Annotated in this window: 3 protein-coding genes; 1 reads left to right on the top strand and 2 read right to left on the bottom strand. The window is 55.6% G+C overall.

The genetic code is table 11. From position 1 onward, the window contains the following. Window positions 1-220 precede the first annotated feature (220 nt). Entirely contained in the window at window positions 221-424 is a 204-nt protein-coding gene (locus LOC70_RS22965; RefSeq protein WP_230256393.1) for a hypothetical protein, read from the top strand. On the opposite strand, the gene LOC70_RS22960 is transcribed toward LOC70_RS22965, so the two are convergent. Beyond that, window positions 397-14,112 carry an FG-GAP-like repeat-containing protein gene (locus LOC70_RS22960; RefSeq protein WP_230256392.1) on the bottom strand — a complete coding sequence of 4,572 codons (13,716 nt, stop codon included), beginning with the start codon at window positions 14,110-14,112 and terminating at the stop codon, window positions 397-399. The two genes, LOC70_RS22965 and LOC70_RS22960, sit on opposite strands and share 28 nt — an antisense overlap. A gap of 2,211 nt (window positions 14,113-16,323) precedes the next feature. Further along, window positions 16,324-18,939 carry an AAA family ATPase gene (locus LOC70_RS22955; RefSeq protein ID WP_230256391.1) on the bottom strand — a complete coding sequence of 872 codons (2,616 nt, stop codon included), beginning with the start codon at window positions 18,937-18,939 and terminating at the stop codon, window positions 16,324-16,326. Between the last annotated feature and the right edge of the window lie 17 nt (window positions 18,940-18,956).

The following is an 18,956-nucleotide window of genomic DNA, read 5'->3' as shown; positions in this document are numbered from 1 at the left end:
GGCAATCACTCGGAAGGAAAACCATCAAGACGCTGGAGCATTTTCACGGCGATCCATGCTCCCTTCGCCGGTCTCCATCGTCTTGCGAACAAGGGTAGAAACAAGGCCGCCGACCACCACAACCGCAGCAGAACGCACCACTGCGTTGGGATCACTCGCCCCCTCTTACACCCGGAGGGCAGTTACATCGGGACGCAAGAACTGGATTATAAAAAAAGGGATGGCCGCAGGCGAACGAGCGGCCAACCGACTGACAATGATTGGCGGCGTGATCCGCAACGAATCAGACGGACGAGAGTACCCGCTTGATGTCCTACGCCATTTGTTCACCGGCCAAATGGTCTGGCAACCGATGACACCAAGCCTCTGCAATTCCTACAACTTCGAGTTGTTCAACTACGCACTCGGTTTTGGAGCCGGGTAACGACCAATTTCGAAGGGGATGCTAACACCAACTGAAATCCCAAATGAGAAGCCCGCGTCTGCGACTCCCTGTCCCCGCTTTGACGCCGCAGACAATCCGTACGACGAGTCCGGAATGGAATACCCCGCCGAGAAACCGTAGTTCACCACGGATCCACCATAGCTCGCGTCGACGCTCACGCTTCCGCTACCTGCTGACGCGTCGAATCCAGCACCGGCAGAAGTGAACGTCCCGACGAAACTTCCAAAGGAGAGACCGAATAGTCCAGGCGAATAAACTTCTGCATCCCCCAGCGTAAAGCTAATCTTTGAAACGAACAATCCATTGCCTTGCAAAGACTCCACTTGTGCAAGCAAACTTTGTTTTTTCGCTCTAAAACTTTGCCGTTTAGCACTCGAACCCTTCCGCGATTTTATGCTGTCGGCTCTCTTCTTGAGACGCTCCGCTTTGGCATTGTTCCTTTGCTTTCCAGGCGAAATATCCTTCCCAAAGATTTCCTTCGAAAGTGTGATGACCCCAACGTCTGCTGTTTGATACCCATCGGTGGTCAATCGCGTCTCACTCGTGAATTGCGAATAGCCGAGGCTAAAATCGCCAGTGTATTGGGACTCAACATTTAACGTGGGGCCTGACCATGTTGTTGAACCAAACTTGTGACGCAGCACAGCACCGACTAAGAATTGTGCAACTCCGACTTGGAAAAGCCGATTTTTGAGAACGTTTGTGACAAGCTGCTCCATAAGTGAAGTCAAGCCAGTTGGATCGACATTGTTCACTGGATCGTTGAGGGCGTAGGAATAGGACGCATACGAAATGGGCTCACCAGGCTCACCCTCGAGCGGATCGCGTGACACAAATCGGCCAGAGTTCGCGTCGTAATTTCTTGCACCCATCGGGTACATCTGGAGGTCTTGGTCCAAAAATTTACCACGATAGATCACGAAATCACCGACACTGGCAGCCGGGTCCAAAACTCGTCCGAAGGCGTCGGTTGTCGCCGCCAGTCTGAAACCACCTTCGCCAGAATATGCGACTGCATCTCCACGGCCTCCGATTATGGGGAAGCTCGATGACTCCGCGTCAAAGATCGAAGTCAATTCGTTGCCATAGGTGTATGACCGAACTACCTCGCCTTCTTCATTCAATTCCTCAAGCGAGCGAGCAACACCGTCTATCGTTTCGTAAATGGTGTAGGTCGCGACTCCATCACGTATTACGGCGGTCCTTTTCCCGAAGGCGTCGTAGATATACTCTGTCAACTTGGTGCCTTCGCTATCGACCTTCGTCATGCTCGTTATTCGACCTGAGACGTCCCACTCATAAGTTACAGTTTCTTCCACGCCGCTTTTTGAGATCAAATTCCCATTCACGTCGTAACTGTACCGGACCTCTTCGCCCTCAGAGGTCTCGCGAACCAACTGGCCAGCCGAATTGTATTCGTAAACCTTTTCCCCCAAGTTTGAATCGACCATACGAGTTCGATTTCCGAACGAATCGTATTCGTAAACAATCTCATGCATGCTGGATGCATCGAGGGTTCGCTCTGCGATTAGAAATCCGTCTTCGGAATAGTGAAACGTGCGTTGTGCTCCATCCGAAGTGCTGATGGCACTCAGCCTTCCAAAGCTATCGTAGGAATACTCCCAGCTAAATTCGACTTCGGAATCGGCTCGCAGCAGCACGACGGACTGTACATCTGAGTCCGGAGTATACGAGAGTTTCTCAATCGTGCCGTCCGGTCTCGTGACCTCTGTGACTCGCTGTTCGGCATCGTAAAGGTAGCTCGTCTTGTTGCCAAAAGGGTCGGTAACAGCCGATAACAGTCCTGCTGAATCGTATTCATACGAACGCCTTCCCGCAGGCGTCTCAACAATTTGCAGCCGACCACTCGGGTCGTACTCATATCCGACGAACCTTTCCTCTTGGGTAATTCGCGTCTCGCGACCTTGCTCGTCACGTGCAACCGTAATGTCCGTGTCACTGTTCGAATAGGTTTCCAGATAGCCGGCCTCATCATACGAGAACCGCGCGACGCCTTCGTCAGTAGATCTCGACACCACCCTATCGAACTCGTCGTACCCGTAAGTTAATACACTGCCATCTGGATTCGTTTCTTGCGTGATACGATTGGCCTCATCGTAAGCTCGGACGATAGAGGAGCCGTCTTCGCGTTCGATCAACGTGCGGTTACCTGCCAAGTCATAGCCGTATCGACGAACCATTCGACCGTTGTGAGTCACTTCAAGTAAACGACTAAGACCATCGTAGGCGTAGGTAGTCTCACTCTGATTCCTATCAATCACAGCCTGAAGTCGACCGATTTCATCGTATTGATACCGGCGGATGACGTCGCCATTCTGTCGGTAGGTGATTAGATTTTCGCGACTATCGTATTCGAATCCTTCAATCAAACCGGAGGAATACGCAATCTCAGTAACGTTGCCCGCCCCGTCGTACTCGTAGTGCGTTGTCTGTCCCTCGACTGTCTCTCTGGCAAGTTGCCCATCGCTGTCATAGTCTCGCTCAATAACGACGCCATCAACAGTTGTATTGATTTCTCGCCCTGCAGCATCGTAGACAGATTGACTGCTCCGATCTCCTTCCAACCCGATCACTCTGCCTACTGCGTCATATTGAATCGAGATGGCACTGCCAACTTCGGACTCAACGTTGGCTTGCACAACGCCACTTGGGCGCCCGAGGGCATCCAGTTCGACGGTTTGCGTCACGCCCCCGTAAACCTGTGTTACCGTCTGCGTTTCTGACGTCACCGACTCCTGGACCGTTTCTCCAGCGAAGACTGTTGTTATCGTGGCCCCGTCAGACGACTCATGCCGTTCGCTAACGCGACCTAAGCGATCTACCTGACTTGAAATCTCTCCGATGGCATTGTATTCCGACGAAGCACTAGTGCCGTCCGCGAATTCGGTTGCGACCATCTTGCCAGCGTCGTCGTACTCGTAGACTGTAGATGACAAGATGACGCCTTCGAACTCGACCGACGATTCCGTTAGGTTGCCATTCGCATCGTAACGCCGATGTTCCACAGCGCCGTTCGCATAGCGAGTTTCGATAGGCAATCCACTTTGATTCGGCTTTATCGAAGTCCGGACGCCCGCTTGATCAGTCTTTCCAACCAAGTGGCCTGCCGCATTGTATTCATAGCGTACAAACGATCCATCTAGACCTGATTCAGCCAATAGATTCCCGCTAGTGTCATACTCGAAAGTCGTACTTTGCCCGGAGGGAGAAACGATTGCAGTTATATCGCCAGTTTGGTCACGCGAGTACTGAGTGGTCGCCCCAAGTGGATCCGTCGCCGAGATCAACCAACCATCCGCATCGTTCGCGAAAGTTGAGCGTTGTCCCAACGCATTTGTGCTGGAGGTTAAGAAACCGTTGCCGTCATACACGTAGCTCTGCCGCTCAGCAAGCGCGTTCGTCAAAGAGACAACTTTGCCAAACGAGTTGTACTCAACAAACGTCTCATTGCCATTGGGATCTTCAATCACTTCCAGGGAATTGCCGGGGTCGTACTGCACCCGAACCGAGCTCCCATTGAGATTCACCATTTCTTCGAGCCTGCCATCCTCACCGTACTCCGCTCGAACAGGCATGCGGCCGAGTGGGTCGATGACGGATTCCAAGTAGTGAGGTTGCTCGTCGGCGTAGTGAAACCGAGTTAAATTCCCCACGCGATCTTCGACACTCACCAAATCACCGAGAGTGGAGTACGAGTATCGAACAGAATGTCCGAGAGGATCGGTTATTGCTCGAATCCTGCCCTGAGTATCCCGAGAAATTGCTATCGTCGATTCCGATAGCGTGCTGCTTACTCCAGAACTTGAGAACGTAATCGACTGACCATTTCTGTCTGTTGCACTCACAAGTTCGCCCGAAGCGCCGTTTACACGATAGGTAATCCCTTCTCGGGTGGTGAGTACATAAGCGCCGCCGAAGTCGGGGGAGGCGGGGTTGTAGGGGATTCGGCCGGGGGCGTGGAGTTCGCCGAGTTCGTTGACGTGGAGGTAGGCGCTGGTGCCGGTGGAGAGGGTGCTGGTGACTCCTGGGTCAGGAGTGAATTTGGGCCGGGCGAGGACTAGGTTGTTGCCGCCCCAGCCAGGGAGCACGCGGATGTCGGGATTGAACGTGAAGCCTTGGCGGCCTTGCCCGGGAACATTGAGATACACCTTCACGCCCGGACGCAACGCACTGTAAATGCCGATGTCTTCGAGACCGCTCTTGGGCAAGCCGACTCGCAAGTCCGTGTTGCGATACTCGAGTCGCCATCCGTACCCGAAGTCGCCTTCGCGATCAGCTTGCAGCGTGTCGTAAATGCGTGTGATCTCAATCGGAATGCCAGCCACCGGGATCACCATGTCGGTGAAACTGAGCTGGAAGTTGCCAAGCTTCAACTCACCCGCCAAGCCCACGTAGCGCTCGACCACGTTGGCGATGCCTTCGCTGGTGGCGACTTCTAACCGAATCACGTATTCGTCATTGAGTAGAAGACTCGTGTCCCAGACTCCCAGCTCACCGTTTTCAACGGCAGTGCGGCTAGTGTGGAACTCGGTGTACGTCGTTTCATCGACTCGGCGATAGGACAAGCGGTAGATGTCAAAGTCTTCGTGTGCGGCGGTGCCGGAGATTGACACCATCCCGGTCACGGAATCGGCGTCGGCTGGGTTGGTGATGATGGCGGTTGGAATTTCATCACCGCCGACGCCCGACCACCCCTCGGGAATGTCATAGTTGAAGGTGATGGACTTCGTCGTCACGTTGCCGCTGGTGTCGATCGCGGTGGCGGTGGCATTGATGGTTTGGAAGGTCCAATCTTCAAACGTGAACGTGGCCGTGCCCGCTGCATCGAGTGGAATATCCTGGCCGTTAGCGGTCAGTGTCAGCGAAGCGACTTCGACATTGTCGATGGCCCGCGCGTAGACAACGAATGGACCCTGCCAAGGCTGCACGTTGCGGCTTGCGTCGTTCGGTCGCTCAATCAGGCTCACTGCGGGGCCTTCGGTGTCAGCCACAAGCTCCAGGTCGAAGCTTTGCATGACTTCGCCGCCACGCGGATCGGCAGCGGTGACTTCGAACGAGTAAGTGCCCTCTTCGCCGAGTTCCGTTGGCCATTCGATGCGTCCGAAGCCATCGATCACCGCGCCTTCAGGTGCTTCGGTTAGTTCAAACGTCAAAGCGTCGAGGTCGGCGTCGCTGGCGAGTACTTGATAGGTGAACAACGCACCTGCCGTGGATTCAGTTGGAGCCGTGCTAGTGATACTCGGAGCCGTATTCTGCGCCAGCACATCCAACTCAAAGGACTCAATCGCCGTGCCGCCGCCCGCGTCCGTGGCAATGAAGGTCACGATGTGTTTGCCTTCGTCGCCAGCGGCTGGAAGCCAGATGACTTGTCCGGTCGCAGCGTCAACCGACATGCCCGCGGGTCCTTGGCCGAGCGAATAGGTGATGGTGGTTCCTTCCGGATCGGACGCGCTGAGCGTGTAGTTGAAGTCCGTTCCTACCGCACCGAATCGCGGGGCGACGGAGTTGATGGCCGGAGGCAAGTTGGCGGCACCCGCGTTGACGTTGACGACGAAGGCCTGCGTTGCCGCGCCGCCGATGCCATCGCTGACTTGAATGACGACGTCTTGCGTACCGACTTGGCCGGCCGCTGGTGTCCAAGAAATCTCGCCGGTGTTCTCGACGATGGTCATGCCGGCGGGTGCGGTGAGCAAGGAGTAGGTGAGCGGATCGCCTTCCCGATCAACGGATTGCACCGAGTACAGAAATCCGCTGCCGACGTAGGCTTCGGTCGGCGGCACGCTGGTGATACGAGGCGGACCACCAAAGCGACTGACCGTCAGCGTGAAGGACTGCTCGACGGTCGCGCCGGACGGATCACTGACCTGCAGCAACACATCGTGTTCGCCCAGTTGATCCGCTGCAGGATTCCAAACGATATAACCCAACGACGGATGAACACTCATTCCGATCGGGCTTTCGAGCAACGTGAATGCGTGGATGTCTCCATCCGCATCATCGACTTGCACGTCGTACTGGAAGGTTTGGCCGATGGTGGTGGAAAGGTTTGGCTGCGATTGGATGACGGGCACTGCGTTTTGGAGTCGACCGAGGACTTCGATCGTGAAGCTCACCGTTTCCGTTTCACCGTCGGCAGTCGTCGCCTCAAGCTCAACGGATTGCTCACCCAGTTGCGAGTTGGATGGCGTCCACTCGATGGTTCCTTCCGACACGACGGTCATCCCGGACGGGCCGGACGTCAGTGACCACGTTACCGGGCGACCTATCGCGTCTCGTGCGGAGATGCGGCTGAAGTAATCGGTCGTGACGGCCGCGGTGGAACGCGGCAAAGTGACATCCAGTGGCAATACGCCAGGCGATGTGTTTTGGACCTCGACCGTCCAAGTTGCCGACGTGGTCGCGCCGGCCTCGTCAGTGACCTCCACGGTGAAACTATGGGTGCCGACATCACCGGCAGCGGGAGTCCAATCGATGCGTCCCGTCGATGGATCAATGGTTGCACCGGAGGGAGCAGTGCCGAGTGCGAATGTAAGTGCGGTTGATTCAGCGTCTTGGGCGATCACGTAGTAGGAGTAATCGTGATCGACGTAGGCGATTGAACGCTGAGCAGCAGAGGACTGCTGCTCGACGATCACCGGCGCCGTGTTGGGGGCGGTGACGTTGAGGTAGAAGTCGTGTAGCGAGATCGAGCCTGACTCGTCAGTGGCACGCAGTACCACCAAGTGCTCGCCGACTTGATCGATCGCAGGTCGCCAAGCGGTCAGGCCTGTGTTCGGATCAACGGTCATGCCTTCCGGTGCCAACGACAGATCGTAGTTGATCGCCGATTCGCTGATTCCCATCGCTACTGCCGCGTAGCGGAACGTTTGGCGAGCCTCCACCTCGGTCGCTGGCATGGTGACGAAGTGCACGCCGCCCGTGACTGATGTGTTTGTGGGTTCGAGTACGAAATCGTTGTCGGTCGCAATCGCGTCCGCTGCAAGCACAACGTCCAAGCCATCGCGGCCCGCCGAGTCGACCCAACCGGCCGGCACGTCGGGCTTGATGTTGTACGTACCCGCATCCAGTCCACTCAGCGCATAGTTGCCATCGCGATCGGACGTGGCCATTGGCTCGTCATCGCCGCGCGTTCCGTCGCCGTCGAGATCGGCGAAGACTTTCCAATAAGCGATCGCGTCGCCGTCTTCGGTTTGGAGTTGCCCACGAATTTGGCTCAGTGAAAGGGCTTCAATGGCCAAGTCGTAGTTTTCGACACTGGCTGGATCGAGTTCGCGTTTCGTCTCGGATTCGACCGTCGCGGTGAATTCAGTGGGCGTCTGGTAGCCCGCAACCGGAGAGACCTTCACGGGATATTCGCCTGGCAATAGGCCAAGGAAGGAATAGCTTCCACTTTCATCGGTGGTCGCTTGCGGCTCGTTAGGATCGGGATACGAATTTCCGTTGGTGTCGATGAACAAGTGCCAATTCTCGAGCCACGGTTCCTCAGCAACTCCCGATTCACTTCCGTCGTCGCGATCGCCGTCACCATTCAAATCATCGAACAACTGCCCGGTGATGGAACCGCGCAGTTCAGGCAAAACATTCAGCGTGAAAGTTTGCTCGTCGTAACCGCCGCGTCCGTCTTCAACAGAAATCGTGAATTCGTGTGAGCCCGTTTCGGCCAATCCTGCAGTGGGCTGCGGAGTCAACCCATACGAGATTCGATAGCCCCGGTTGTCGTACATCGAGTAATCTTGGACATCGATCGTATCAGTCTCTTCAAATCGGTAGTCCAATACCAGGTCCGGATCGTCCGCATACTGCCGCGTCATGCCCTCCTGGATCTCAGCTTGCGTTCGGGCTCGGTTCCAGATGCGATAGTTGTCGATGTCGGCGCGAGTACTGCCGTTCTGAAATCCAATGACGGTGGTGCCCGGTGTTGTATCGAGCGGCGTAGGATCGATGGTTTGCGAACCTCCTAGCTCACCATCGACGAACAGCTTCGCTTCGCCAGTCGCGGCGTCGTAGGTAAGCGCCAAGTGATACCAACGGTCCGTCTCGGGTGTGATGGGTACGAAGAAACGCACCAAGCGTCCTTGCCCTGGGAAAGAGATATCAACTCGGATGGACTGATCGGTTTCATGGGTGCCGACGTAGATCCCTTGATCCTGCACCAAGTAATTAAAACGATTGAGTAAAGTCAGATTGAACCACCCTTCGACCGTGATGCTCTCCGGTTTTAGCGAAGGCGATGCGGCGGCTCGGATAATTCCATTCGCAGCCCAATTGAAAGCTTCGCCCTGCGATCGGCCGTCCCAATTCAATTCACCCGTGACAGGATCGATCGCGGCATTCTCCGGCCCATCAATCAGCCGGTATCGCAAGGGATGGTTGTCATTGTCAAGAGTTTGAACCGGGTACGTGAAACTCTCGTTGGCTCCGATCTCGGTCGTTGGCATCGATGCGATGATCGGAGCGGCGTTTTCACGCGCTGGTTCGACCTCGATCTTGAAACTCTGCGTGGCGACTCCACCGCGACCGTCATCGGCGGACAACGTGACGTCATGAACACCGACTTGATCCGGAGAAGCTGCCCACAACAGTTCGCCTGTTTCGCTGTTGATGATCAGACCACCGGGACCGTTTTCAATCGAATACGTGATCGTATCTCCATCCGGATCGATGGCGTCACTGTCGTAGCGGTAGACTTCGTTGGGATCAAAGCGGTTGTAGACAACACTGGCGGTCCCATCGCCGGAATTCGCGACGACCAAATCCATGCGTCCGTCTTCGTCCGCGTCGGTGAGCGTCACTCGCGTGGGCGATTCCCCGACGGAGACCTGTTGTGGCCGCGCAAACTGGTTGTTGCCGAGTCCGTAGACAATGCTGAGCACGTTTGAGTCGGGCAATGCAATCGCCAAGTCAGGATTGCTGTCATCATTGAGATCGACGACCGCAACATCGCTGGGTGCGGCGTCTGTGTCGACGTACAGCGGAGCCTCAAACGTACCAACTCCATCACCCGGCAAAATCATGAGGCGCTGCGAACCTGGCAGCGTGACGATCGCGTCGATGACTCCATCTCCGGTCGCGTCAGCCAGCGTGAGTCTGGATGGTGTTTCACCAAGTGCAATGGCAGTTGGCTCAGGCAGGATCGTGGTTCCATCGCCCGCGAAGACCCACAGTGCATTGGACTGATCGTCGAGTGCCACAAGATCCACGTTTCCATCGCCGTCCAAGTCACCCGCTTCCACGTCGATCGGGGCTCCATCTAGACGAACGCTCGACGCGGTGAATCCGGACTCGAGGTCACCGACAAAGACAGCCAGGTCACGGCTAGCTCGGTTCGCCGTGATCAGTTCGATTTGACCATCACCGTCCAGGTCGGCTGTCGTGACGGCCTTGGGAGCGCGACCAGTGAGCAAGTCATCGATGCGGGTCAGACCGCCGAGGTTGTCGCCGACAAAGATCTGCAGGCGATCCATCTGTTCCTGAACGGCGAACAGTTCTTCGTTGCCATCGCCATTCAAATCAACGGCCAACAAATCGACCAGATCTTCGCGTCGACCGGCGTAGATGGAGGTCGTGCTGGAGTTGTAGTTGCCAACTCCGTTCACGTTATGGATGTAATCTAAATGCCCATCGCCGTTGACATCTGCAAACGGCATTCGCGAGATACCACCACCGGATCCACCCACCATGCCGATGCGTTGCGGCGGTTGGAATGTCGCATCACCATTGCCAAGACGAACTGAGACTTGTGTGTAGCCTCCGGTACCGAGCGCCATGTAGTCCAGGATGCCATCTTCGTCAAAATCGACCAGCCATGAATCACGACCACGCTGGTTGTTTCCTGGATTTTCCAGCCACGAATGAAAGACAAACGCGCCGCTACCATCGTTCAAGTAGACACGCGGACCATACGATGTCGCTGCGATGAGATCGATATCTCCATCGCCGTCCAAATCGCCCGAGTTGTAGTCACCGGGCTCATAAAAATTGCCCACGCCAGCCGCACTGCGACTCGCCTCATCCAGGACAGGCGAGCGGCTGATTTCGGTAAAACCACCACTGCCGTCGCCTGCCATGACAATGGTGTAGGCAATCGAATCGGTATCGAGGTCTCTTTCGGCAAACGCTAGATCAAGAATTCCATCAGCGTTGTAGTCAGCGACGTCAAACGACTCCTGCCATTGGGAAACGTTGATACCTTGCGAGCCGTCCGACAAAACGTAGCGGAACGACCGACTAAAGACTCCGGGGTTAGAAGGATCATTCAAGTGAACGTCGATCTGACGTTCCACGCCGGTCTTGGCGATGAAATCGGGGTAGCCGTCGTCGTTGAAGTCTCGCGTTAGAAGCGAGTTGTAGCCGTAGAAGCTCCCCTCAGCCAATTGGTCGTCGCTGATGGTAAAGGTGCCATCGCCATTGGAAATGCCGACTGTGTATCGATTGCCCCGTGCCCAAACTACATCGTCCAATCCATCCAAGTTCAAGTCTGCGACTGAGCCGGTATAGCCATTGACGAAATTCACCGCCGGGATCGGATCCGAATAGGTCCCGTTGCCATTGCCGAGCGCCGATTCTCCCAGTGTCAGGTCCATCAAGTCGACGATCTGGTCTCCATTGAAATCGCCAATCACCAGGTTTCCTGTATAGCCCTCGAAGACTGGCACAGACGCTGAACCACCGAATTCACCGGGGCGAGTCCCCAGCCGGATCCCAACTCCGTTGAAGTCGGCGCCGGTGGTGAAGTACGAGAAGTCCAAAACACCGTCCGAGTTGTAGTCACCGACCAAAGCGCCTCGGGCGATATCATTGCCTTGGTATGGTTTGATGTCGCCTGAAAAGTCAACCATTGGATATTCGATGGCCTCGAAGGTTCCGTCGCCGTGATTGAGTAGAACACGTGGCGAAGTCCAATCGCTGTGTTCATGCCCCATCACGAGATCCAGATCGCCATCACCGTCCAAGTCAACTGGCTCATGATCCGTGGCCCAATTGTCGAGCCGACTAAAAACTCCGTTGCCCACTTGGTGTTCGAAATCGACTCCACTGCCATCGCCGACATAAAGATTCAGGGGAGTCCCGGTCCAGACATGGAAGTACAGAATGTCCGCGTGGCCATCACCGGTGAAGTCGGCCACGTTCAGCCAATCAGGTCCGTAATAGGCTGTTGCATTGGGAGGATCCAGCTCAGCGACTAGAGTGAAGTTTCCAATGCCGTCGTTGTGGTAAACCTCGATGTTTGGATATTCTCCCGACAAGACAAAATCCAAATCACCATCGCCGTCTAAATCACCGAGATCATAGGGTGTGGGCGTATCATCTGGGCCAGCGTGTCGCGTCGCGATGAAGGCATCTGGTTCGGCAAACGAACCATCCCCGAGACCCTTGCTCCAGAACATCGCATAGTTGCGATTGCCCCCGGTGATTGTGCGACCAAATAGATCCGGCACACCATCAGAGTCGATATCCGCGAGCTTGAAATTTCCGATTCGGTGATTCTCGAAGGTCGTTTCCACCGCGGGAGCAAACGTCCCATCACCATTACCGAGCACCGTTACCAGACGACCCTCAGCAAACGTCTCCGCGAAAATAATGTCGTCAAATCCATCGCCGTTTAGATCGCGAACGCTCAGCGAATCGACGTCGGTTTGATAGGCGTAGAGTTCGCGTTCGTACAGCACGAGAGGCGAACCGAATGAGCCATCGCCGTTATTCAGCACCACCGTTGCTTGGAAAGTTCCGACGCTGCCGCTACCAGGCTCGTAGTAATTGAACGCGACAGCCAAGTCGGTTGCACCATCACCGTTGAAATCGCCTTGCGCCAATCCATCTACGTCGTTCGTGTCTCCCGACCTGAGAAACTCTGGTAGCCCGATATCGACGCTGTAACCCACATCAAACAATTGCCCATCGGCGGCAGGCAGCCCCGTTGAATAGTTGGTTACCTCGTCAAAGCGGTCATTATTTTGCCCGGCATAGACACCAATCGTCTGATCGCCCGCGTTGGCGGTGACGAGTCGCGGACCGCGGAAGCCATCAATGACGGCGACTCCGGCGGGCGAGTCACCAACGCCGACGGTGGTGACTTCAAATCCGCTGGAAGCAATCGCATCGGTCACCGGATCGCTGGTGAAAAGCGGTGGGCGGTTTTGCAAGCTGGCGAGCACTTCCAGCGTGAATGTTTGCTCGACATGCAATCCGTACGGATCCGTCGCCCGCAAGGTGACTCGATGCGAGCCAATGTCCGGCGTGTCGGTTGCCCAAGTGACCTCGCCAGTCACTGAGTCAACCTGCATCGCCTCTGGCCCGGCGACTTTGGTGTAAGTCAACGACTGGTCTTCCGGGTCCGAAGCCGTTGCCAAATACGAGTAGGTCATGCCCGCTTCGATCGAGCTGACCGGAACGGAGTCAAACGCGTTGGGCCCGACATTCAACTTGCCAAGCGTTTGCAGTCGATAGGAGAAACGTTTGCCACTGTCGTTCTTGAACGCAATCTGACGCGATCGAATGCTTTCGCCCGGTGCGAGTGGGTTGCCATCCATCTCCGACGTCAGATCCCAATAAGACCTTCCGTCTGGCAATCGTCCGTCGGGGTGCATCGCCGCGGCATCCAATTCGCTCAGGTCATCCACCACGACAATCAATTGCCCGGTGACCGTTTGATTGCCTCGATTCGTGATGACCAACTCCGTCAACAGCTCGTTGTCATCCCCAGCCAAGGACGTGCGTCCATAGCTCGCCACAAAGCTGCCACTGACGTCTTGCAGTTGGCTCGCATCCACCGACGAACCAACGTTCGATCTGGATTCGAATGAGCTGCCGACCGGAGCGTCCTCGGTCGCTTCGACAACTTCGTAACCGCGAATGATGATTCGCGATGTGTCGTCGCTATCGTTGTTCACCAACCGCGTCGTGATTTGAACGCGGGTCCCCTCCGGCAAACCACTGAGATTGATCGTGGCGCTGGAGTCTTCTTCACTGGTCGCGGCTTCCAACTCAACGGCGTCACCGTACGTTGGCTGATACGACTCGCTCCAATTGAAAACGGCGTTTCGTCCGGAGTCATAAGGGAACGTGACGAGGTTCCCCTGCTCGTCCGTCAGTTCAATTTCAAATGCGTCCAGAATCTGGTTCTGGCTCGTTTGGTCAAACTCCGGCGATCGGAAATAGACCTTGATCGCCGAAGAATCATCGGGAAGGGTCAGCCAGGGTGAATTCAAACTGTTATGAAAGTCCGTCCCCTCCGCAATCACCGGCGAACACGCCAGCGAAGGAAAAACACCGTTGCCTTCGTTGCGAATGCCGTTGAGATGATTGATCACCATCAACGCATCCAACGCGCTGACATGACCGTCACAGCTGACGTCGTAATAAAGTCCCGGTGACTCGACATCTAGCTGCCGTGGCAACTCGCCGTCGTCCATGTCGCTGTAGTTGCGAGCGTTGAGTTCATTGATCACCAACAACGCGTCCCGTGCACTCACATGAGGCACCACTTCACCGCTGACATCCGCCGGCTGAGTCACGTTGTTCCAAACCGCAGCCGCCAGCACGCGGCGGGCTTCCAAAGCCTCGAAGCGCGACACTCGAGTCTTGCGTTTCTTCGAGCGTCCCGAACGTTTTGACTTGCCAATGAAACGGCGAACGGGATTGGACATGACAAACCCAAACTGACTGGAAGAAAGCGGCAATGATCACCGCGATGGATTCACTCGTACGGAAGGAGTCGCTGAACGCTGGCTGCGGAAACCATCGAGATGCCCGAATCACACATCCCAGAATCACAACCCGAGCCAATTTTCAGCGAAACCGTGCTGCTGCCCCACAGCGGACCTTAACCCAAACCACCCATTTGGTGTTGCACTGAGGCCCAAAATTCATCGCAATTCCATCATTCCCGCCCTCACCGGGCCCGGATCGCTGACCAAACCTCACCCGAAAAAACACCCTGGCTCCCGTCACCCTGCTTCGGGGAGAGGGTCGGGGGTGAGGGGTACACGGCATCCAATAGCCCCTCGAAGCGACAGCGCAAACTTAGCTGCCGCAAACCTCACACCCGAACAACACCCTGGCTCCCCTCGCCCCGCTTCGGGGAGAGGGGCTGGGGGTGAGGGGCACACGAGCCTTCAGTAGCCCCCAAAGCACCTCCCAAAACACCGCACCTTCAAACTCCACATCGTTCTTGGGCACGGAAAACAATTTTCCGTCGTCAAGCCTGGTTGCCTCGCTAAACCCACTGCCAAGCATCCGCGTCACGCTGCTCGGCGATTCTCCCAACCACGCAAACATTTGAGGACAAATGTTCTACTATGCCCGAGCTTCGCTCGAGGGCCAAGTAAGGCCTGGCCATCTACGACACCTTAGTAGAACCGTTGTCCCCAACTGTTCCGCAGCGCAATTCACCGTCGCCAAGCCCTGCTGCTTCCCCGAGCCCACTGCCAACCATCTGGTGTTTCAGCGAGTCCCGGAATTCATCGCAATTCCATCATCCTCGTTTACGACCTGCCAAAACCGCTATGAAGCGCCGCCCCGCCTCAGCAGGCGGACGCCAAAACAGGAAAACCGCAAAGACATCGAGCTTAATGCCAAGAACACCCTGGCTTCCCATGCCAAGCCCCAAACCTCACACCCGAAAAATCACCCTGGCTCCCCTCGCCCCGCCTCGGGGAGAGGGGCTGGGGGAGAGGGGCACACGAGCATCCAATAGCCCCCAAAGCTCAATCGAACAAACACCTGACCGCCACTCATTCGCTAAAATGAAAGCATGCCTTTCAACAACTGCCAGCGGTGCCGTCGTCTCTTCCATTTCCTGGAGCCAACGCGGCGCATCGAGTCCGTCGGAAATTGGCCGAGCGACTTGGACTCACTTTGTCCGGAATGTCGACGGACGAGCGTCAACAACCAACCCGAATCCGAATCAACCGAGCCCCATTCGGTCCAAGACCAGTCGAAAGAAGCAAAGCTCCCTGACATCGAGAAGTAGCAGCCTGTTGATCCAGTTCAATCACACTTAAGAACGTCGCCTTTTGCTCCGCAAAAGACGCGTGTGCCGACGCTGCTTTCACAAAGCAAAAGGCGACCATCGAAAAGTACCAAGCTGTTAACCAATCAGCATTGGGTTGCCACCTGCGATGACGGTGGTGAAACCCGCACGAAAGCCACCGACTTGTTCGGCAGATCGTTCGCCCCAACCCAAAGTGCAACGATCGGTCTGACACGACGCTTCAAACGGATCAAAGCAACAAGAAAAGACCGTTCATCCAAGTGCAACCTCTCGCCGACAGCGCTTCCGGAATCTGCCTCGGTTACGTTGGCCCCAGTCCGAAAGAAGCCCGGCAAATCATCCGCCCCGCCAGTGAGTTCCACCCTTGTTCGACGACTTCGATCTTTTCGGTGACGTGAGCGGCTCCGACAGCTCCATAGGCTGTGGCGGCCTACTGTTCACCTTCGCCCTCGCAGCGTTCTTGTTCTTCCTAGTTTCGGCATGGTTGTCGTGAACGCGTCTTCTGCCCACTCATTCCAATCGCCAACGCCAAATCCCGATTCGCCCGACTCCGCTTCGGCCCCTCCTCCTTTGCTCCCGAATCCAGCCGATCGAGTGTGCACCGGTGTCGGCCACCGGAGCGTGTTAAAAACGCCGAGTCGGCACTCCAACTCGTTTTTCTATGTTGCTGCTGACGAATGGAGATGCAGCAAAATCCAAGGGAAGCGGCGATGGCTGCGCTATCGAGCCGATGTGTTAAACAATTGCAGCATCGAGTACTGGCCGTATTTGATAGAAGAATTCGGCTAGAACTTGTAGTGGAGCATTCTCAACGCTGCAACAACATACGACGCCCTGCATCAAATCGATAGCGGTCTCTGTTCAACTACAACGCCTTTTGCTTTTCTTTCACATCGTCGATGATCGCACGCAATTCAACAAGATCATCGAGTGCGTCGTCTGGCGTCGGTACACCGAAGCTTCGCAGCGATGCTCGGTCGTGAGCTGACGTAATATCACAACAACGCTTGAAAAGCTTTTGTAGTCGCTCACAATGGTCCAGCGTGATGGTAGAAATCTTCTTCAGGTTGCCAAGGCTGATGTAATCCTGATGCCGAACAACGATTCCGAGAAAGAGCTTTTCTTCGACGGCCCGCTCGACGGTTGCACGCATATCACCGTATAGCCCAAAAATTGAACGTTCGTACTCGTCATCATTGTGGGCGTCGAAATCACTTCGAGTTGCTCTTGCACGTTTCTCCAATTCATCGATCCTTGGCAACGTCTTCTGGGCAATCCACGGCAGCCCGTCGTTTACGAAGCCGCAGCTATCGCGATTTGACTGGACCCGTCGTAACTCGATCGGAACGCTGTATTGTTCGGCTCCCGCAACAAGGTCATGCAAGAACACGATGTCGTGTGTAAAGACGATGATTTGTCGGTCAGCGGCTTCTTTAACCAATCGCTGGGCAAAGCAGCCTCGCCAATGGTGGTCGAGGGACGTGACCGGGTCGTCAAACACGACCGTCGACTTCGATGGTTCCGTCGCGAGCTCAGACAAGAACCCAGCCAGAGCGATGCAACGATGCTCACCTTCCGAAACCACGGTGCCCAGGTTCGCATCGCTGGCACCGACGAGCTGCACGCGGTAGTAAGTCCGTCCGTGCCTTCCTTCGGCAGAGACTAACTCCACGTTCAGCCGACGAACGCCTTGCTGCATCTTTTTGATTTCGTCCGCAAAAGCATTGCGGAGCCTATCGGTCACGTAAGACTTGGCGAGCTCTTTACTTTTTGCCGTGATGGCGGTCGTCTTGGTGTCCTTGATCGCCGTTTTCAACTTGGTGATATCGGCAAGTCGCAAGACATGCTCTTTCACGTCACCCAGTACCGTTGCCAACCACTGGCGGGCCTGTAGCTCTGCGAGTTCACCCGATAGCTTCTTGCGTACCGCAGCATCGGTTGACTTTTCAGTCTCAGATGCACGAACAGCGATTGCTTTGATGAGTGACCCCAGTTGATCGCCAACATCGGTGAGCGTACCCGGGGCATCAAATGACCAGTCGGCGGACTCGTGTGCCAATTTAACCGCTCGCCAGCGTCGAAGCAGAGTTGCAAGCTGATCCCGCACTGCTTGAGCGGCGGCCTTATCGACCGCCTCCACGTCTTTCAACTGCTCGCGAAGGCCTTCCCCACGAAGATCGAGCTTACCTAATGCTTCCACTGCGTTTGTCAGCGCAGTCGCTGCTTTCGCGGATTGCTGGGCACTGTCGTCGCGTACAAATTTCTCGAAACGCTTGAGCCGATCTTTTGCATCGTCATCGAGTGTCTGTTGACACAGAACGCAAACAGCATCTTCCCGGTCAGTTTCAGGAAATTCTGCGTCTGGGATTGCAACCGTGGAGAAACGACGGGCTGCTTCCCATAGCTCTCGCCAAACGGGCTCACCAATTCCGTCTAACGGATCATCGTTGAAGTTCATTGATGCCGCAGCCTGAGCAGCCTTCGCTTTGACAGCAGCGTCCGTTGCAAGAGCCTTAATGGCCTTGATTGCGTTGTCAGACAGTGACTTCTCAGCTTCAGCAAGCGAACGACTCAGCGTCGTGATGCGGCCACCTTGAACGCGAAATTTTTTTGCTTCTGCTTTCGGATCGGAAGCCAACTGAACCGGAAGCTCTTTCAACCGTTTCAATTCGTCGTCACTCAAAGAAGCCAGTACGTCCAAATCCTCGGGCTTCGTCGAGCCTTTCAGACCGGTCAGCGTTCTTCCCACCTTGGTATCACCGGTCGCATGTTGGTTTCGCAGAAATGAAGGGGCTTCGTTTTCGAGGCGTTTCTTTTCCGCATCCAGCTTTTCTTGAACTGATCGGCATAGATCGCCGAGAGTTGGCAGGATTTCAAGACCGAACGGAGTGAAAGCGACATCGTTCTTGTCGCGAACATGCGCCGAGGCACAATCGGAATCGAAAAAACTGATCGAACCGAGTCCATCGGGAGACTGCTGCCCGTCGATCCATTGAATAGGGGATTGATCGACATCATCGACAGCATGGGTGATAACCGCACTGGCGGGATCGTCCGTCGCATCGCTCATAACATTGGGTAGGATTGGATCACCCTTGCTGCGGGCACGGCAGGCACGGCGCAGAATACGCCCGTATCCGCTTTTTCCTGATCCATTATACCCGAACACGACCGTCAATCCGGATGCAGCAAACAGCAACTTCTGCTTTGAGTCCAGAGCGTTTACGTTTTCAGTTTCGGAAATCGATCGAAGCGTGATCTTGCGGCCAGCCCGATCGCGAGAAGGAATGTGCTCTGCCGCCAGTAGCGTCAGCTCCGGTGCCGAATCTTCGCTCAAGCCATGAGCATCACGACAGGCTGCGGTCAATTCATCGGTGTCGGTGTGATCAAAGCCGCCCTTTTCAATGATGCGCCGCAACGCATCGCGTTTCCAGTGCGACTGGTCGCTCGACCACGCAAGGATGTCGTCGTGGACCGTCATGCCTACCCCCATTCGCT

The organism is Rhodopirellula halodulae, from assembly GCF_020966775.1.
Lineage (GTDB): Bacteria > Planctomycetota > Planctomycetia > Pirellulales > Pirellulaceae > Rhodopirellula > Rhodopirellula halodulae.
This window is presented reverse-complemented; position numbering and strand designations above follow the sequence as displayed.

What these genes read in the sequence shown, in the direction of transcription:
- LOC70_RS22965 (WP_230256393.1), top strand. Translation starts at nt 221, where the DNA reads ATGGCCGCAGGCGAACGAGCGGCCAACCGACTGACAATGATTGGCGGC.
- LOC70_RS22960 (WP_230256392.1), bottom strand. Translation starts at nt 14,112, where the DNA reads ATGTCCAATCCCGTTCGCCGTTTCATTGGCAAGTCAAAACGTTCGGGA.
- LOC70_RS22955 (WP_230256391.1), bottom strand. Translation starts at nt 18,939, where the DNA reads ATGACGGTCCACGACGACATCCTTGCGTGGTCGAGCGACCAGTCGCAC.